Genomic DNA, 18,806 nt, shown 5'->3' on the forward strand with positions numbered 1-18,806 from the left:
CTAGCTCACCGCCTTAAGCCCGATGACCGAGCCGACTAGCAGGATCAGCAGCATTCCACGGGCGAGCGTGAGGCGCTCCTGTTTGGTGAAGACACCCCAGAGCACCGTGAGGGTGGCGCCAATTCCGACCCACACGGCGTACGCCGTACCGGTCGGCAAGGTGCGCATCGCCCAGGCCAGACCGAGCATGCTCACAGTCATCGATATCAGAAACAGTACGGTCGGACGCCAGCGAGTAAATCGCTGCGAGGCAGCCAGGGCCGAGGCCCAGACGGCCTCCAGCATCCCCGACGCGATCAGGACGAACCAGGCCATGACGTCATCACTCCCAGTGAGTCAGTCTTGTCCAGTGCGGGTACTGCTCCCTCGTCCGCGAGCCTCGTAGCGGGCTCCGCTTACCATTCTACCGAGACGGTCCGAGAATCACGGGTCAGATCGATCACCGTCAGTTTTCGAAGATCACGCCGATCGGCTCGAGTTTCTCTGCTTGGAATCGGTCCTCGGTGCGTCCGTACGCCCAGTAGCCCGACAGCGATAGGTCAGCACGCGGCACGTCATGCGCCTTGAGCACATCCCGAATCGCCTTCATGCACTCGCGCTCCCCGTGGGCAAACACCGATACTCGTCCCGCGTCGAACGGATGGGCGGCAACGGCGTCCGACAGCACGCTCACCGAACCGGGCGCCGCGCTACCTCGATGCAGCCAGGTGATCGACATACCGGAGGGTGCCGTCAACGCTAGCTGGTCCCGCGCGTCGTCGACTTCGAGGTAGACCGCTCCCGTCGCGTCGGGCACGCGGGAGGCCAGTCGCCTGAGTGCGGCGGCGATCGCGGGAATGGCAGTTTCATCGCCGGCGAACAGGTGCCAGTCGGCAGAGGCGTCCGGAGCGTAGGCGCCGCCGGGTCCACTCAGCACGACAGCGTCTCCGGGCTTCGCGTTCGCAGCCCAGGGTCCAGCGATTCCCACATCACCGTGCACCACGAAATCGATAGCGATTCGGTCCGGTTCGATCACTGCGAGGGTGTAGGTGCGAGTGACCGGCAAATCGTCAGGCGCGAGCGATTCACGCAGGGCTGCCACGTCGTACGGCGGCTGCAGCCCGAGTTCCGGTTTGGCGAACCAGATCTTCACGTAGTGATCCGTCTTGTCGCCTACCTCGACGTCCGCAATGTTCGGACCGCCGATCCACACGCGGACCATGCGCGGGGCGATCCATTCACTTGTCAGCACCTCAAGCACCTGCTGCGGGCGGACATTGCGACCTGCACGAGCCATCTGCGTACTCCTCTACTACCGCGGCCAGAACAAGCAAGGCTACCCTAACTTTCGTTGGGGGATCCTGAGCCGGGCCTTGGAGTTGACACCACGGTCATCTACTGACACCGTGGACGGGCCGACTTCTGGAGGGCCCATCCATGACCCGAATTCGCCGCGCGAGCATCCTGCTGGCTGGCGTGATCGCGGCGGCATTGACGCCGTTGACAACCGCGGGCGCTGAAGAGTCGGTGAACGACGCGGCGACCTCGTGCGAGGCACTCGAAGGCACGGTCATCAACGCGAAACAGATCGGTGCGGAGACCGACGGCGCCGTGGTCGACACCGCCACGCTCATCGAAGCTGACGACCACACACCGGAGTTCTGCGCGGTCGAAGCGCACGTCGATCCGGTGAGCAACGCACCAGAAATCAACATCGCCCTCAACCTGCCCACCGACTGGAACGGCCGCTCGATGCATTTCGGCGGCGGCGGGTTCAATGGCGTTGTCGTTGACGGATTGGGCAACGTGCCTGGTACAGGCAATGCGCCGACCGATGCCACGCCGGCCACTCCCCTCGAACGCGGCTATGTGACCTTCGGTAGCGATTCGGGCACGGCAGTCGGCAAACAGCCGGCCGGATCCTTCGCCGTGACCGACGAGGCGCTCACGAACTACGCCGGTGATGCGGTGAAGAAGACCCGCGACACAGCGATGGTCATCATCAATGACTACTACGCGCAATTACCCGCTCAGCAGTTCTTCGCCGGCGGCTCCAAAGGAGGGCACGAAGCACTCGTTGCGGCGCAGCGGTACGGCGAGGACTACGACGGGATAATCGCCTACTACCCCGCGGCACAGAACCCAGCGCTTCCGATCAGCTGGCATGCCACTCTCCAAGCGTGGGACAGCCCCGGCGGTTCGCTCGAACCTGCCAAACAAAAGTTGCTCCACGACTCGGTGCTCGGCGTCTGCGACGGTCTCGACGGAGTCTCCGACGGGGTTATCTCGGACACTGCGGCGTGCGACACGGCCTACAGCGTGCAGATTCTGCGCTGTGCGGATGGAACAGACTCCGGAGATTCGTGCCTCTCGTCGGCGCAGATCAAAACGATCCAGACCGCCGCGACGCCGTTCTACTTCGACTTCAAGCTCGCCAATGGAGTCTCCTCCGCCGGACCGTACCCCGTACTGCAGGGTGCTGGGCTGGACGAGGACACCATCGACAGCTACACCTATTTCCGCAATGGCACCTGGCCATACTTCATCGCACGCGACGATTCGATCGACCCGGCCACGTTCGATTACACAGACTGGAAATCCGAGATCAAGGCCCTCTCGAAGTTGTACGACGCAGTCGATGAGAACGTCGATACGTTCCGCAAGGGCGGCGGAAAGCTCATCATCGTGCAGGGCACCACCGATAACCTCGTCCCGCCGTCGATGACCACCTCGTACGTCGAGAAGCTCGGCGAGCGGTACGGCGCGGGACTGTCAACGTTCACGCGTTACTACATTCAGCCCGGCTACGGGCATGGCGAGGGTGCGTTCGACCTGACCTGGGACTCGCTCGGAGCGCTCGAAACCTGGGTCCTGGATGACGAAGCGCCGACCGACCCGGTCGCCACCGACGCGAACCCGGATACGCTCGGTCGTCAGATGCCGCTGTGCGAGTACCCGGCCTGGCCGAAGTACACCGGCGGGGATCAGGACCAGTCCAGCAGTTTTGCCTGCACCACGACGTAGCGCCCAGCACGCCGCAGAGGTCGCGACGAGTCCAAGGCTGTTTCTGGTCGCTCGCGTGCCATAGAGTCGGCCCATGACCAGCACGCTCACGATCGACGCCGAGGCCTATCGCGCAGAGTTGATCGGATTCTGCTACCGCTACTTCGGTTCGTACGCCGAGGCTGAGGATGCCGTACAAGAAACGATGGTCCGCGCGTGGCAGAACGCCGGTGGTTTCGAGAACCGATCGTCGTTACGGACGTGGCTGTACAAGATCGCGACGAATGTGTGCCTCGACATGCGACGAGCCCCGCAGCGTCGCTCATTGCCGATGGATCTCAGCGCTGCCGGGGATATACCGGTCGACGGGAGCGCGTTGACCACTCGAGGCGAGGACGTCTGGGTCGGCCCCATCAGCGATGCCGCTTGGTCGTTCCCGGGCGATCCTGCCTCCGCTATCGAGATGCGCGAGAGCGTCCGGCTGGCATTTGTCACTGCATTGCAAGTCCTTCCGGCACGCCAGCGGGTCATCCTGATTCTGCGCGATGTGTTGGCCTGGTCGGCGCAGGAGTGCGCGGATTTGCTCGACGTATCGGTGACCGCGGTCAATTCAGCGCTCCAGCGCGGCCGCAAAGCGATGGCGCTGAGAGAGGCGCCGCAATCGTCCGACACAGACGTTCAGGCACTCCTGACGAACTATGTGCGCGCATTCGAAGCGTATGACGTGGAGCGGCTGGTATCACTGCTGCGCGAGGACGCCCAGTTCAGCATGCCGCCGTACGATCTTTGGTTCTGCGGTGCAGCGAACATCGAACGCTGGTGGCGCGGCCCCGGGCAGATCTGCCGCAACTCACGCACGATCATCGTCGGCGCGAATGGGCAACCCGCCGTGGCGGTCTATCACGATGTCGGCGACGGGCGTTGGGAACCATTCGCGATCCACGTACTCGACCTGGAGGATGGACGGATCAGCGCGATCACACATTTCATGGGGCCGACGGTCTTCACCGAGTTTGGTTTGCCCGAGGAAATCACCGAATAGTTTCGGTTGCCGATGAGTTTCGCATCCGGACGTCGTCTACCCCCTGACAGCAACTTCCGAGAAAGGAACCATCATGAGCCGCAACGTCACCGCCCACCTGTTCCACTCCGTTAACGGCGTCGTGGAGAACCCACACCTGTGGCAATTCGACGCGTTCGGCCCCGAGGAGGGGCAGATGATGGGCGAGACGATCATGCCCGTCACCGACACCATCATCGGCCGCAAGTTGTGGGAAGAGTGGAAGGACTACTGGACCTCCGACGAGTACGCCGCAGGCGACGACCCCTTCGCCGGCTGGATCAACCCGGTGCGCAAACACGTCGTGACCTCGACGCTCAGCGGGGAGCTGCCGTGGAACAGTGTCGCGATTGATGGCGACCCTGTTTCCTACGTGCGCGCCCTGCGGGAGCAGGACGGCGGACCGATCGCCGTTTCCGGGGGAATCGAGACCGTTCGCACGTTATTTCTCGGCGGAGTCATCGACGAACTGGTGCTGACCACGCACCCCGTCATCACCGACGAAGGACGCCACCTCTTCGATGCGATCCCGACGACGCGATTGACGTTGCTCAGCGCCACCGCGACCAGCGTCGGTAACGCGGTCCTGCGCTACGGCTTGCGAACTGCCGACTAGTCACGCGGCTCACCTCCCGGACGCGCCGATCTGGCTACGAATCCGGGCAACCCGCGGCCGCTGGCATCCGATCTTGGGACTCTTTCGCCAGGGTAGGTCCCGAGTCTTACAAAAGACGCAGTGAAATCGGCCAGGCATCTACGAGAGTGCGATGCCTACCCGATTTCGCTGCGTTTTTGGCGACCAGGACGGCCGCGAGTGCCCCCCGTGGCGACCGCGGGCTCGGAGTCAGCGCCATGATTGAATGCCGCGATGGGTGAATTCGAACAGATGACGCTGCGCCGTGCCGTGCTGGTCAAATCGGCAAACGCGCAGGCAACGCTGTTTGCGCCCGATCTCGAACCCACCTCCGTGACGATCGGCGACCACCTGCGGTTCGGGATGCCTGCGGCGCGGCGATATCCCGTCGTCTACCGCACCGACGACCCATCGACGTATTGGCTACTCGATGCCTCGCAGCTTCCAGCGCCCGACACGCGAGTCCCCGGCGTTGACGTCCCTGAGCCGCAGAGCCCACTCGTGTTGCCCGGAGATGCGGAGTTGGCCTGCCCAGCACCCGGAGTGGCTGCTTATCTGCGGTTGTTGGCCGACGGCGCCGATGCGCGCTTGGGCTCGTCGCCGCATTCGCGGCAGCTACAGGCATTCGTCCTTCGCGCAGAGCAGTTGAGTCGACACGAGTTCGACCGGATCGCACGCCTATCGCGCCAGGTAATCGATGATGCACTGATCGAGCACGTGTTTGCCCTCGGCGGGACACGATCTGTCGAGGCGATCCGCCCCGCAGTAGACCGCTTCAACTACTCGGACGATTCCCCGTCCGAACGACTGCTACGCGCGGCGTACCTGGCATGGGCCCACGTGAGCCACCGAGCCTCCGAAGACCCCGAGCCGAGCACGGTGCAGCTCACTCCCGGCGACGACCTGGCCCTCTCGGCGCTGCGAGGGTGGGTTACGGTGTGTGGCCCACTTCCCGGACTCAACATTCCGATGCTCGATGACCCGGATGCGCCGTACGCCGTACGTGCTGAACCGTCGGTTGGCACGACACCCCCATCGCCCCGTTCGCGGCGTCCCACGCCACCCAACCAGCGCCGCTCCACCCCACGAAATCTGTCGGCCCGGACGTCGCCCAGACCACAGCGTCCCGCGCCTCCGGCGTCCCACCGGCGACCCTCAGTGCGCGGCGCTGCTGGCCGCCCCGAGCCCGAGCGTTCGGGATTCCGGTTCTGGCGGCGTAAACCTGCCGCGTCATTGGTTCCGCCGGGGGCCACCGCCGACCAGCTGCTGTGGGATTCTGCGGTCGAGAAGCATGACGGGGTACTGCGCGATTACCTCGCATACGAGATCGATCCGAGCCTCATCCTGGCGTTTCCCGCGATCCTTGACGTTCAGGTACCGCAGACCCGCGCGTTTCACGACGCGTTGGAGCGCGCTACGGCGTTACGCACTGACGCCGGACCGCAGGACTCATCTCACGCACGGGCATACGTCGACGCGGTGACGGCCCTAGGGCACGCCTGGCAGGACGCGCAGCAGTACTCCCGACAATCCGGGCGCGACTATCTGCCGCCCGACGAGGCGCGCACGTTCGATAGGGCGGCAAGGCTGCTCTCGCACGCCGAAGCAACCACCGGGCCTGAGAGCGCCAGCTACCGCCGCGCAGCTGGCGAACTGCTGTCGCGTGGCCCATTCGCGAGGGTGACCCAACGCGCCGCGGGCGCCTTAGAGCGCGCGGTGCGCGGCGAACTCGAGGCGTAGCACGGATCGACAGCGCACCGCGCACCAGCGATATCCGAGCGCCGGCAGCGATCCGAGAGTCAGTACTGACTCCAGGTGACTCTAAGAATAGCGGCGTGCCAGCGTGAGGTCAGTGCGCAGCAGCGAGCCGTTCGCGGCGCAGCTTCTCAACGTCGGGGAGTTCGAGCGGCTCGAGGCTTTCCACCCCGAGGGCGCGCCGCAGCAGCAGGTCGGCGAGTTCCGGGTTACGCGCCAGCGCGGGGCCATGCATGTAGGTGCCGAGCACCGATCCTTGGACGACTCCTTCACGCCCGTCGCCGACACCGTTCCCTACTCCGGCGGTGACCGTACCTAGCGCCTCGGCGTCGGGTCCGAGCGTTGTACCGCCGCGGTGGTTCTCGAATCCGCACAACGGCGCGCTCAGGCCGGCTATCGCAGGGGTTGTGACCAGTTCGCCGATCGAGCGCTTCTGTTGTGGGACAGTGCTGACGTCGATCAGTCCAACCCCGTCGACCCGCTCCCCTTCCGAGGTTTCGTACCAGGTGCCCAGGAGCTGGATCGCGGCGCAGATCGCCAGAACGGGTGCGCCGCGTTCGGATGCGCGTTGTAGGCCAGGGTGCTTGAGAAGGTGCCGTGCCGCGAGGCGTTGCGCGTAGTCCTCTGCACCGCCGAGGGTATAGATGTCCAGCGACTCCGGAACGGGGTCGGCGATCGTGATCTCAACAATATCGGCGTTGTATCCACGCATCCGAAGTCGCTGACGCAGCACGAGCGCGTTACCGCCGTCGCCGTACGTGCCGAGTACGTCGGGCAGGATCAGCCCGATCTGGATGTTGTCGCTCATCGTGCCTCCAACGCGCGGTTCAGGTCGCGGAACGCCGTGTAGTTGGCAAGTACTTCGACCCGCCCCGGCGGGCAGGCCTCGATTGCGCGCAGAGTATCGGCGATCAACGTGTGCTCGACGTCTGCGTAGGTCAGCCGCACGGCAAGGTCGGTGCCGCGTTCTCCGGCCGCGATCACGGGCCGACCGTCAAAGTCCGAGAACTTCACGTCCCAAAGCCAGGACAGGTCTTCGCCGTCGGGAACCTGTCCATTGACCGAGATCACGATCCCATCGGCCGATGTATCGACCATGGACAAAGCCTCTTGCCATCCCGCGGGATTCTTCGCGAGCAGCATCCGTACCGAATGTGCCCCGACCTGAACCGTACGATAGCGTCCGGCAACCTCACCAACGGACGCTGCAGCCGCTAACGCATCCTCAGCCTTGGCGCCCATCGCGACAGCCGCAGCCACCGCCTGCGCAGCATTGCCTCGATTCGCCTGGCCGGGCAGAGTCAGGGTCATCTCCAGCCGCTGACCGCCGGGACCGCATAGATATTCGCCATCCAGCCACCATTGCGGTGTGGGTCGACTGAATTCGGCGCCACTGCTATGCCAGTGCGTACCCCCCACTGCGGCGACCGATTGATCCCACAGGATCGGCTCACCCGAGCGAGGACAACTCGTCGCGTCCAGCCCCCAGCCACTGCCAGCGGATACCCACACCACATTTGGCGCGTCGTACGCCGCCGAACTGATCAGCACGTCGTCACAGTTCGCCACGATCACGGCGTTCGGGTGTCGGGCGAGGCCTTGGCGAATCTTGCGTTCTATTGCATTGATTTCACCGACTCGGTCCAGTTGGTCGCGGCTGAGGTTCAACAGCACGATTACTTCGGGCTTGAGCGCGTCCGCGACGTGCGGCAGGTGTAGTTCGTCGACTTCGATCGCTGCCAAGGGCGCGCTGCGATCGGTCGCAAGTGCGGCGACGATCCCCGCGTCCATGTTCGCACCGTCGGACTGCGTGACGACGTTGTCTACGGTCGCCAACGCGGCGGCAGTCATCCGTGTCGTCGTCGACTTCCCATTCGTGCCAGTAATGAGCGCGGTACGCCGCCCCGCACCGAGTTGTCCCATCAACGTCGGGTCGATCTTGAGCGCGATGAGTCCGCCGATCATGGCTCCCTTGCCGCGTCCGGCTTTCTGAGAGGCCCAGGACGCTGCGCGCGCCGCCCGCAGGCCCAGTTGGCCGCGCAGCGAGATGCGTTGTGCCGGTCGTCGAGTCATCCTCCGATTCTATCCGGGGCTTCGCGCGTAATGACCGCCCAAACGCGGATGCGGCACACACCACTGCGGACCGACACCGAGCCCGCAGAGCCTCGGTCCGTTCGTCGAACCGCGCATAGGGTGGGCTGATGGAAGATCCGCCGACCAACTCTCGCGCAGCACTCACGGCAGTGCGCGAGGAGGCGGTTGCTCGTTTGGCAGCAACTCAGGCCGAGTTGGTGACACTGCGCGACGATCGCTCCGATGCCAACGACGACGACGAACATGATCCGGACGGCGCGACGCTGTCGGCAGAATGGTCCCGACTCACCGGATTGGCCGATGCCGCACGCGCCAGGTTGGCACAGGTCGACGACGCGCTCGCGCGCCTGGACGCCGGCGATTACGGAATTTGTCAACGGTGCGGTCAGCCGATACCAGCAGGACGGCTTGAGGTACGCCCATTCGCCGAGTATTGCCTCCCCTGCGCCGAGCGCACGAGTCAGTAAGTACGAGCGCACCTAACGCCAAGTTCGGACGGACAGCCTCCGTCTACATCAGCTCGACGACTTCGCCAGACCGAGTCAGCCAAGCCCGGCCGCGGGTGATTATTCCGCCTCGAACACTCCGTATCCCACCGTGCTCAAAGCCATACGTTGATATCGCCCAACGACCTGCTCAACAGAATCGCGCCCACCCGGATCAAACCAAGAGCCCACGCCCACGCAAGCAGAAACAACGAACAACGAGGTGTATCGAGGCAATTCGAGTTTGAATACGCCTCGGTTGACCCCGTCCTCGATCACTCGATCGAAGATTCGTTGTTCGGCCTGACGCTTAGAGATGATGAGTTTGCGGTCCTCCGGATTCACCTGCATAAGCTCAATCTCGCCAATTCGCCCAATTACAGGCTCGGTCGCGAAGGTCGTAACCACAGCGCCAACGATCGCTTTCAGCCGTGAGGCCGGGTCGGGATCGGCATGAAAGAAAGCCATCTCGGTCGCAGCCAGCATCACGTCTATCGCACGCTGCAGGATGGTGGAAAGCACGTCTTGCTTGGAGTCGAAGTAGTTATAAAGCGAACCGGGGCTCACTCCGGCAGCGGCAGCAATGTCGCTCACCTTCGTACCGTGGTAACCGCGGGAGCCAAATACTTGCACCGCTGCGGCCAATATCGAGGCCGCTAGGGGCTCATCAGTGGGCAGTACTACCATCGACCCCTGCGGGTCTGTCGGTCCGCCGAGTCCCTTTCGCGCCATGGCAACCTTGAATTCCGTTTGAGCGGCCAGCCCTACCAGCCAGTGGGCGTTGTATATGCAGTGACCGACCAAGCGGCCACTGCATACACGGTTGCCGCCCTAGTCGGACTTCACGATTATAAGCGTGTCTCCTTCACGCACGGCGCTCCCCTCCGGAGCCGCGATTGATTCAACAGTGCCGGCGACAGGCGAGGCAACAGGGATTTCCATCTTCATCGATTCGAGAATCAATAGCTCCTGTTCCTCCTCAACAACATCGCCTACGCCCACCAAGATTTTCCATACGTTCGCAGTCATCTCCGCGACGATGTTCTCTGCCATTTTTCCTCCATTGCTTCCGCGATACTTTTTCGAGGTATTTCGCGACGTGAAATTTACGGCCTGAAAGGCGTCGTCGGCGGACCCACTTGCCTCGCGAGAACGCGCTGCGCCTCATGCACAAACCGGACTAGTAAGTCACGCGTCTCGGCCGGGTCAATGATGTCTTGCAATGTGACTTCTGCCGTCCTAAACGGGGAGGCGATCGCCTCCATCGTCGCTTCGATCTCCAACCGCTTTGCCTCGGGGTCCTCAGCGTTTGCAATGTCGGACTTGAATGCGGCGGCGGTGCCTCCCGAAATATGCATTGATCCCCACTGGGCACTTGGCCACGCGTATCGCCGAAACATTCCGGTTGGTCGATGGTGAACTTGCCCGCCAACGCCGAAGATTCGCCGGACGACGAAGGTGATCCACGGCATCCGGCTCCGGCAGGTGGTCCATACAAGCTCGGCCCCGGCACGCTCGATGCCCGCTTGTTCTACCTCGGTGCCCACCATGAACCCCGGTTCGTCAGGGAACGACACCAGCGGAAGATGGAACTGATCGCACAGTTGAATGAGATGCATCGCCTTCTTGCCTGCAGCAGGGTCAGTTGCGCCACCACCCTGCTTAGGGTTGTTGGCCATTATCCCGATTGGGTATCCGTCCACTCGGGCGAGCCCAGTGACTCGCGAGCGCCCATAATCGGGTGAAATCTCGAAGAACGAATCGCCATCGACCACGGCATCGATGAGTTTTCGTACGTCAAAGGGCTGTCTTTTGTTCTGCGGAATAAGCTCGCGAAGCGCCTCGGCGTCCAGATGCGGCATCCGCGCCTCGGACCGCTGAGGAACCTCATCAACACTCGACGGCAGATAGGACAAGAACCGCTTTACCTGCCGCAACGCATCTTCCTCGCTGTCGGCAATGTTATTCACTGAGCCGCTCTTACGAGTGTGCATTCCGGCGCCGCCGAGCTCCTCCTTCGTGACATCAATGCCGAGTGCAGCCTTGACTACCGGCGGCCCACCTGGAAATAGATGGGCAGTGTCACGCACCATGACATTGAAATGGCACATCACGCCGTCGATCGCTGGCAGGCCCGCGACGGGCCCCAGAATCGCGGACACCACTGGGACGTGCTGTAGGAGTTCGACATCGTGTTTGGTGAATGCGTTGCCATCCGGTAGGTACGTGCGTCCAAGTTCTAAGAATCCGCGCACGCTCCCGCCTGCGCCGTCGAGCAATCTGACAAAGGGAGCCCGCCACTCCCTAGCGCGTTCGACGACACTCGTCTCGGCGCCGAGGGCGCCGTGATCCGCTGCGGTCGCCGAGCCACCCTTGATGGTGAAGTCGCCAGCATGCAGAAATACCAGGCGACCATCGACCTCACACGATCCGATGACCTCGCCTTTGGGCGTGAACGCGACGAGCTGGCCATCAACGTAGGTTCCTTGACCGCCGAGGTATCCAGTCTCGGCGAACGTCCCCGGATCAGCGAGGATCGCGATCCGTTCACGAGCGGTCAGACGACCGTTATCGTGTTGCCGTTGGACCTGCTGTTCTCCCCCCATCTGTTCTGCGAAACTACGCCGTAGCCGAATCTCGTCGATTGGGTCATGGGTTCGTGCTTCCATCAGTTTCCTTCCTTGGTTGGATTCGAGCGGCCAGCGGCCTCGTGCGTCCGGTCGCGTGGAGCAACCGATGGCGATACGTCACGACGCGGCTTCGCCGCACGCTTGCGACCACGCCTTGAGGCACGTTCAGCCGGAATAGTTGGATCTAAGACATCGTTGGCGAAATCGCCCAATAGGTTGAACGCCAGCACCGTTAAAGCGATCGCCGCGCCCGGTGCGTATATCTGGTAAGGCGCCGATGCTACGAAGTCGAATGCGCTCTTGAGCATCGAGCCCCAACTAGATGTCGGAGGTCGAACGCCGAGACCGAGGAAGCTCAACGCGGCCTCTGCCAGTAATCCGACGGCCATCAAGAACGTCGCTTGAACCACGATCGGTCGCGCGATATTGGGCAGTATGTGACGACGTACTATCCGCGCCTTCGACGTGCCGTACGTCGACGCCACTTCGATGAACAGGCGCTCTTTCAGCGCCAACACTTGCCCACGGGCCAGCCGCGCGAAAATCGGAGCAAAAACGACTCCGACCGCAACCATCGCTTTCACCAAACCCGGCCCGAGTGCGGCTCCCACACCAATCGCGAGAACCAAGGCGGGGAATGCGAGCAACGTGTCCACGAATCGCATAATGATGGCGTCGACCCAGCCGCCGGCAAATCCGGCAATCACACCAATCGCGACTCCGAAAATAACGCCGACGCCGACCGATATGAGCGCCGCTATCAACGATACCTGGCTGCCGTATATGAGCCGACTGAACAAGTCTCTGCCGACATCGTCAGTTCCAAGTAAATGGTCTGCCGACGGCGGAAGAAGAATCGCCGTGAGCTCCTGCTTATTAGGATCGGCCGGGGCGATGATTGGTGCCAGGATCGCACACAAAACAACGATCGCGAGAAAGATTGCCGCGACGAACGCAATGCGATCATTGCGCAGCATCAACCAGCATCGCGCACCTAATCCCCGTCTGCTATCCGAGTTGTCTGACACCTCGGCCACGGTGTCGCCATTCATATTCGACATGACTTTCACTTAATCCTTGGGTCTACGACTCGATACGCGATGTCCACCAGGAGATTCGCGAGGATAACGAGAACCGCCATGGTCAGTACGACGGCTTGAATGACCGGGTAATCTTTTTGCAGGGTGCTTCGCAGAATGAGGCCGCCGAGTCCTGACACACCAAATACCGCCTCAATCACGACCGTCGCACCCAAGAAGGAATTGAGAACGAGTCCGCCGATCGTAATCAGTGGCACAGCGGCATTCTTCAGCGCGCGAATCATGATCGACCGTTCGCGTAACCCTTTGGCCCGGTGGGTTCGAATAGCGTCCGACGCCAACGAGACGATCATCGCGGACCGTGTCTGCCGCGCGACCTCGGCCGCGCCGACGACTCCCATCGCGAAACCCGGCAGAATCGCATGCAGCAGGCCCTGCCCCGGGTCACTGAAGATGCTCACCCCGCCCGTTGCAGGCAGGACTCCCATCCCGAGCGCGAACACCGAGACAAGGATGAGCGCGATCCAAAAGTTCGGCATCGCCACTCCAAGCGACGCCAATCCGGTCACCACCCGGTCCACGGTGCCGTTCGCTTTGTATGCGGCGATGATCCCCGCAGTGAGCCCGATGCCGAACGCGAAGATTAGCGCCACGAGCACGATGCTGAGCGTGACCGGAAGCGTGCGCGCGATCGACGGCCCGACCGACTCACCCGTCAACAATGATGACCCCAAGTCACCGCGGACAGCCTCGCCGAACCATGTCACGTATTGAGCCACCAGTGATTGGTCGAGACCAAGTTCGTGCCGGATAGCCGTGAGTTGTTCGTCGGTCGCATCCTGACCCGCGACCGTTACCGCAATATCGCCCGGAACCAGGTGAATCAGCGTGAACACCACGACACTTGCTATGAGCAACGTCGGCATCATCGCAAGTAGCCGACGCGCAATCATCAATGCCATTCGCATGCCCGATCTTTCGGGGAGCCGGCGTCCCTCGCGCGCGGTGCTTCGACCTCACACGAGAGAACGCCGACGTCCGGTTCGAACTAGTTCTTGGTGACCCATAGGAAACTGACGTTGGGCTTCCCGAGCAGCGTCGGCTGATAGCCCTCGACATAGTCTTGGAAAGCGACGATCCGTGGCGTGTGTAATAACGGCAGATACAGCATCTCGTCGCGTGTCAGCTCAACTAGGGGTCGATTCGCCTTGACACGCTCGTCCTGATCCGTCACCAGTTTTCCTGCATCGACCAGTTCCTTCAGGTCAGCGCCGGCGTTGTCTCCTTCACCGACCCATCCCTTGGGAGCGCTGAATCCTTCCGGCGACAACAATGAGGTGTACTCGGCTGATGGATCTGGTCGTCCCGACCAGCCCGAGCAGTAGAGCGCTGTCTCATGGTTGGTGAAGAAGGCCTCGTTCGCGGCGCCCACATCCATCATTTGGATCTGCGCATCGATGCCAGCCTCTTCCAGCTGGCTCTGAATGATCTCCAGCTTCCGAGATTGACCCGGCGAGTTGTAGCCGATGATCGTGATCGTTTCGCCGTCTGCGCCCGCCTCAGTCCACAGCTCAGCGGCCTTCTTCGGATCGTGCGCGTACTTGTATTCCTCAGGAAGGTCTTTCTGGTAAGCCCAGTGCGCCTTGGGCAAGATTTGATCTGCGGGTTCACCGCCGTGCCCAAATAGCAGCGCCTCCGTTAACGCGTCGCGATCGATGGCGTAGGCGATCGCCTGACGTGCGGCCTTGCTATCCATCGGCGGTTTGGTCACGTTGAAGTAGCACGCTTCTTGCGCACTCGAGGTGTCGACTCCTACGACGATCCCCTGCTGAGCCTTGAGTGAATCGATCGATTGCGCGCCCACGACGATGGACATATCGATCTGCTGATCGAGCAGCGCGTTGTCTGCCGTCTGGCCGTTTGGTATGTACTTCATCGTGAGGTCATCGAGATAAGGCATGTCCGGCTGCCAGTAGTGTTCATTCTTGGTAAGCACTAGTTCATCGCCGGACGCGTAGCTGACGAATGAGAACGGCCCGGCACCGACTGGATTGACTTCAAACGAATCGCCGGATTCTTCGACGGCGGTCGGCGAGACCATCATTCCCGCGCGGTCGGCGAACACTCCGATCAGCGAAGCGTCCATCTGGGTCAACGTGATCGTCACCTCGGTATCCGAGGTAGCTTCAACGTCCTTGATTGTGCCCAGTTCTGCCTTAACCGTAGAGGTGGGTAGTTCGCGTGCCCGGTCGATATTGAACTTCACGGCCTCGGCGTCAAGTGGCGTACCGTCTTGGAACTTTAGGTCCGCCCGCAGCGTGAAGACGAGTGTCGAATCGTCCACGAATTCCCATGATTCAGCCAATCCAGGCTCCGGCGTGAGATCTTCTCCGACGTTCACCAACCTGTCGTACAACGGGTATAGCGAAACATGGTCGGTGCCCGCGCCGCCCAGGATGGGATCAAGCGAGGTCGGCGACGCATCGGTCGACACGACCAATTCCCCGCCGGCAACTGGGTCGCCATACGAGCGGGACGCAGCATCACTTTCGTCGCCACCCGAACTGCCGCATGCCGCTAACACGAGCGCGAGTATCGGCACTATCACGATAGATCTGAAAAGTCGTAGTCTTCTGCTATTCATGGTCATGCTTGTTCCTTTGTCCCGGTAATGGGGTCCACGCGGCTATCGGCGGGACTGCAGCGTCAACTCGCCGGCGAAATGGCAAGTCGTGGCTCGACCCGACTCCGGGTCGACAACGGTGGGCGGCACCGTCTTGCACAGTTCGGTGGCGAACCGGCAACGAGTACGGAAATGACATCCGGATGGCGGATTCAATGGACTGGGCAGTTCTCCCTTCAGCACGATCCGGTCGCGAGGCCGGAAACGAGACGGCACGGCCAACGGCTCTGCGGATAGCAGCGCTTCCGTGTAGGGGTGCAAAGGATTGCGGACAACGTCCTCGGTGCGCCCAGTTTCGACAATCCGTCCGAGATACATGACTGCGATGCGGTCGCACACCCGGGCAACGACGCTGATGTCATGCGAAACGAACAGGTATGACGTGCCGCGGAGCCTTTGGATTCGCATAAGGAGGTTGAGAATGTCTGCTTGAATCGAGACATCCAGAGCCGACACCGCCTCGTCGCAGATCAGCACTGATGGGTCCAGTACCAACGCGCGAGCGATGTTGACTCGTTGCCGCTGTCCGCCGGACAGTTCGTGAGGTCGACTTTGCGCATGCGAAGGGCTAAGCCCGACCAGTTCGATCGTGTCTGCGACACGGGTCGCGATCTGTGCGCGCGAGTAACCTCCGGCAACAATCAGTGGCTCGGCGATGGACTCTCGAGCAGATAGTCGCGGATCCAGCGCATCGAGAGTGTCCTGGAAGATCATCTGAACCTGTGCTGCGCGGTCCCGGCGTGTTCCGGCTGAACGCGGAACCGATCGGTCGCCCGCGACCTCGATCGTTCCCCCTGCGATAGGCGCCAACCCCATGACGGCCCTGGCGAGAGTGGACTTTCCGGAGCCCGATTCCCCGATGACGCCGAGCGTCTCGTTCGCACTGAGTGAGAGAGACACATCCGTTACGGCGTGTACCCGTTCACGTCGTGAGACTCGGAACTCGACCGATACGTTCTCCAGGGAGAGCAGCTCCGTCGCGTCCCTGCTGGGTACCTCCGTGACAGTCGCTTCATTCATCGCGAGGCTCCCCGCGTGTCCGAATCGTCGAGCCCGAGAAGCGTTCCGGGTAGCTCCAGCAGCTCGGACCGGATGCATCGCGTGGCTCGCGTCGACTGGACATGCCGCAAGGGCGGATGCTCACCTACACACTCAGAGGTCCGGTGGGCGCATCGCGGATTGAAGAAGCAGCCCTCAGGTAGGTCGGTCAGCGGCGGGACTCGCCCTGGGATGCTGACCAGCGGATCGCCTACGCTCCCAGCGTTATTCGCGGGAAGCGCTTGAATCAGTCCGGACGTGTACGGGTGAAATGGCTTCTCGAGCATGTCGTCGATGGACGACTGCTCGACAATCTCTCCTGCGTACATGGTGAGCACACGCGAGCACAGTTCGGCGATCACTCCCAGGTCGTGGGAGATAAATAGGATCGCTGTGTCATGCGCAGCCGCGAGTTCGCGCAGCAGGTCGAGCACCTGGGCCTGAATCGTGACGTCGAGCGCCGTCGTTGGTTCGTCTGCGATGAGGACCTTCGGCTCACAGGCCAATGCGATCGCGATCATCACGCGCTGCCGCATACCGCCGGACAGCTGATGCGGGTAGTTGTCGAATCGCTTTCGCGGCTCCGGTATCCCTACGCTGGCGAGCAGATCGACCGCGATCTCACGCGCCGCTGCGCGCTTCAGGTCGTTGTGTGCTCGCAGCGTATCGACGAGTTGCTTGCCCACTGTGTATACCGGATCCAGTGCGCTCAATGCGTCTTGAAAGATCATCGAGATCTCGTTGCCACGCACCTGCTGCATTTCAGCGCGACCGAGATCCTGAATATCTTTACCATCGACACTTACACGACCGGTGACTTTAGCCCGACTGCTCGGGTGAAGCTGCAAGATCGACAGGCCCGTCGCTGATTTCCCGCTACCGCTCTCCCCGACTAGACCGACAACCTCGCCGCGCTCGAGGGCGAACGAAACATCACGAACTGCGTGCACTTCGCGACTTCCGTGGCCGAAGAAGACATTCAAGTCCTCCACCTCGAACCAGTTACTTCCCGCTCGAGGGGCATTCACGGACCGTTCTTCCGATTCCGCGGCCGCAATCACGATCGGGCCCCACTCAGGCCGAACTCGGCGAGCACCTCTTCCGTGTGCTCACCGACCCGCGGCACGACCCGCGACCTATCTGATTGATTCAGCCCGACCGGCGCGATCGGCCCTGGAACCGTGAATGTCCGCCCACTCGGAGCGCGAACGTCGACCACCGCGTCCAGTCCCTCGGCGATCGCCGCTTCGGCGTACTCCAGCGGGCTCTGCACGGGCCCGCACGGAATGCCGGCCCGCACGAGAAGGTCCACAACTTGCTGCCGCGTCTTCGTCGAACACCACTCGGCGACGATGGCTTCGGTTTCGTCACGACGTTCGAAGATCGCCTGCTCGTAGGAGGTCGACTCCGACCAATCCTGTCTGCCGATAGCCTCGCAGAACTTGGTCCACATGGCCGCACCGATGGGCGACAGGATCACTTCGCCGTCGGTCGTTGCGAAAGTATTGATGTACGAAGTTGCCACGCGATTGCCGATTCGCTGCGGAATCTGTCCAGCCAGTGAGGTAGCGACCTCGTGGGCAAGGCTTGCAGAGTACGCGTGCAACATGCTCAAGTCGACAAACCCGCCCTCACCGCTGGAATTTCGTCTGAGCAACGCGAACAACACGGCAATAGCGGCGTGATACGCGGCGATGTGGTCAGCGACGAACGCCGCGGTAAGCGTGGATCCGGATTCAGTCGTCCCAGTGAAGTACGGAACGCCGCTCATGGCTTGGATGATGCCGTCGAGCGCGCGCATCTGACGGTTTGCGCCAGTCGCGCCGAACCCGGTCACGTGCACCATGATGATCGCGGGATTGATCGACTTGAGCGTGTCGTAATCCCACCCGAGTTTGGCCGGGACATCGACGGTGTAGTTCGTGAGAACGACGTCCGATGACTTCACCATGTGCTTAAGGGTCGCCAGCCCCTCATCCGTCTTCAGGTCCAACACCACGGAGCGTTTTCCGCGGTTGTGACAACTGAAGTAGATGCTCTCCCCGTTGTCATCATGTGGGTATGACGAACGAGCTAGTTCTCCGTCTGGGGGCTCGACCTTGATCACGTCTGCGCCGTGATCGGCCAGGATCTGACCGCACTGCGGCCCCGCGATTGCGTGCGTCAGTTCCAGCACGCGGACACCCGCGAGACAGGTTGATTCCATGGTGGCCATGGGAGACATCGACTCCAATCCATATCGGTAGTAGAGGTTGACGACCCACGCCGACGAGCACACGTCGGGCTTACGCATCAGCGCTCGATAGCGCTGGCGTTCTCCAGGAGGAAACTCGTCATCAGCACAACAGGTAGCACCAAATTGAGTTCCTGAATGAAGCGTCATTCAGGGACGCTACAACGCGCCC

18 protein-coding genes and 1 riboswitch are annotated in these 18,806 nt (G+C 62.1%); of the genes, 5 read left to right on the forward strand and 13 right to left on the reverse strand.

The features are described 5' to 3' along the window. Positions 1 to 315 carry a DMT family transporter gene (locus E1H16_RS15640; RefSeq protein ID WP_134324857.1) on the reverse strand — a complete coding sequence of 105 codons (315 nt, stop codon included), beginning with the start codon at positions 313 to 315 and terminating at the stop codon, positions 1 to 3. A gap of 15 nt (positions 316 to 330) precedes the next feature. Further along, a riboswitch (guanidine-III (ykkC-III) riboswitch) is annotated at positions 331 to 395 on the reverse strand. 50 nt (positions 396 to 445) lie between these two features. Beyond that, positions 446 to 1,276, reverse strand: coding sequence for a siderophore-interacting protein (locus E1H16_RS15645; RefSeq protein ID WP_134324858.1), 831 nt, complete (start codon positions 1,274 to 1,276; stop codon positions 446 to 448). A 140-nt stretch (positions 1,277 to 1,416) separates the two neighbouring features. On the opposite strand from E1H16_RS15645, the gene E1H16_RS15650 reads away from it, so the two are divergent. The 4 genes from E1H16_RS15650 (at position 1,417) to E1H16_RS15665 (ending at position 6,416) form a co-directional block, all read left to right on the forward strand. Next, positions 1,417 to 3,003, forward strand: a complete 1,587-nt coding sequence (locus tag E1H16_RS15650) for a tannase/feruloyl esterase family alpha/beta hydrolase (protein ID WP_134324859.1) — start codon at positions 1,417 to 1,419, stop codon at positions 3,001 to 3,003. A 73-nt stretch (positions 3,004 to 3,076) separates the two neighbouring features. After that, complete coding sequence (locus E1H16_RS15655) at positions 3,077 to 4,024, forward strand: sigma-70 family RNA polymerase sigma factor (RefSeq protein ID WP_134324860.1); 948 nt, start codon at positions 3,077 to 3,079, stop codon at positions 4,022 to 4,024. Positions 4,025 to 4,097: 73 nt separating this feature from the next. Next, positions 4,098 to 4,658 (forward strand): dihydrofolate reductase family protein, encoded by a 561-nt coding sequence (locus tag E1H16_RS15660; protein ID WP_134324861.1) that lies wholly within the window; start codon positions 4,098 to 4,100, stop codon positions 4,656 to 4,658. 252 nt (positions 4,659 to 4,910) lie between these two features. Further along, complete coding sequence (locus E1H16_RS15665; protein WP_134324862.1) at positions 4,911 to 6,416, forward strand: hypothetical protein; 1,506 nt, start codon at positions 4,911 to 4,913, stop codon at positions 6,414 to 6,416. Between the two features lie 109 nt (positions 6,417 to 6,525). Here the strand turns inward: E1H16_RS15665 and E1H16_RS15670 are convergent, their stop codons facing one another. Beyond that, the gene (locus E1H16_RS15670; protein WP_134324863.1) at positions 6,526 to 7,239 is read right to left on the reverse strand and encodes a type 1 glutamine amidotransferase; all 714 of its coding nucleotides are present in this window, start codon (positions 7,237 to 7,239) and stop codon (positions 6,526 to 6,528) included. Continuing rightward, entirely contained in the window at positions 7,236 to 8,504 is a 1,269-nt protein-coding gene (locus E1H16_RS15675; RefSeq protein WP_134324864.1) for a Mur ligase family protein, read from the reverse strand. The genes E1H16_RS15670 and E1H16_RS15675 overlap by 4 nt, the downstream gene beginning before the upstream one ends. Before the next feature lie 128 nt (positions 8,505 to 8,632). Between E1H16_RS15675 and E1H16_RS15680 the strand changes: the two genes are divergently transcribed. After that, positions 8,633 to 8,992: a TraR/DksA family transcriptional regulator gene (locus E1H16_RS15680; RefSeq protein ID WP_134324865.1), complete on the forward strand. Its 360-nt coding sequence runs from the start codon at positions 8,633 to 8,635 to the stop codon at positions 8,990 to 8,992. Positions 8,993 to 9,091: 99 nt separating this feature from the next. Here E1H16_RS15680 and E1H16_RS15685 read toward each other — a convergent pair whose 3' ends face one another. The 9 genes from E1H16_RS15685 to E1H16_RS15725 form a co-directional block, all read right to left on the reverse strand. Further along, positions 9,092 to 9,742, reverse strand: a complete 651-nt coding sequence (locus tag E1H16_RS15685) for a TetR/AcrR family transcriptional regulator (RefSeq protein WP_134324866.1) — start codon at positions 9,740 to 9,742, stop codon at positions 9,092 to 9,094. A gap of 99 nt (positions 9,743 to 9,841) precedes the next feature. Further along, complete coding sequence (locus E1H16_RS15690; protein WP_134324867.1) at positions 9,842 to 10,063, reverse strand: biotin/lipoyl-binding carrier protein; 222 nt, start codon at positions 10,061 to 10,063, stop codon at positions 9,842 to 9,844. Between the two features lie 53 nt (positions 10,064 to 10,116). Next, on the reverse strand, positions 10,117 to 11,679 hold the full coding sequence (locus tag E1H16_RS15695) for an acyl-CoA carboxylase subunit beta (protein ID WP_134324868.1): 1,563 nt from the start codon (positions 11,677 to 11,679) through the stop codon (positions 10,117 to 10,119). After that, positions 11,679 to 12,701, reverse strand: coding sequence for an ABC transporter permease (locus E1H16_RS15700; RefSeq protein ID WP_208379098.1), 1,023 nt, complete (start codon positions 12,699 to 12,701; stop codon positions 11,679 to 11,681). Before E1H16_RS15700 ends, E1H16_RS15695 begins: the two co-directional genes overlap by 1 nt. 5 nt (positions 12,702 to 12,706) lie before the next feature. Then, a complete protein-coding gene (locus E1H16_RS15705; protein ID WP_134324869.1) occupies positions 12,707 to 13,648 on the reverse strand; it encodes an ABC transporter permease in 942 nt (313 codons plus the stop codon). 80 nt (positions 13,649 to 13,728) lie between these two features. Then, complete coding sequence (locus E1H16_RS15710) at positions 13,729 to 15,174, reverse strand: ABC transporter substrate-binding protein (RefSeq protein ID WP_166741798.1); 1,446 nt, start codon at positions 15,172 to 15,174, stop codon at positions 13,729 to 13,731. A gap of 192 nt (positions 15,175 to 15,366) precedes the next feature. Further along, positions 15,367 to 16,383 carry an ABC transporter ATP-binding protein gene (locus tag E1H16_RS15715; protein WP_166741799.1) on the reverse strand — a complete coding sequence of 339 codons (1,017 nt, stop codon included), beginning with the start codon at positions 16,381 to 16,383 and terminating at the stop codon, positions 15,367 to 15,369. Further along, entirely contained in the window at positions 16,380 to 17,429 is a 1,050-nt protein-coding gene (locus E1H16_RS15720; protein ID WP_134324872.1) for an ABC transporter ATP-binding protein, read from the reverse strand. The genes E1H16_RS15715 and E1H16_RS15720 overlap by 4 nt, the downstream gene beginning before the upstream one ends. Positions 17,430 to 17,458: 29 nt before the next feature. Continuing rightward, positions 17,459 to 18,694, reverse strand: a complete 1,236-nt coding sequence (locus E1H16_RS15725; RefSeq protein WP_166741800.1) for a CaiB/BaiF CoA transferase family protein — start codon at positions 18,692 to 18,694, stop codon at positions 17,459 to 17,461. Positions 18,695 to 18,806 lie beyond the last annotated feature (112 nt).

The sequence above is a fragment of the Cumulibacter soli genome, from assembly GCF_004382795.1.
In the GTDB taxonomy this organism is placed as follows: Bacteria; Actinomycetota; Actinomycetes; order Mycobacteriales; family Antricoccaceae; genus Cumulibacter; species Cumulibacter soli.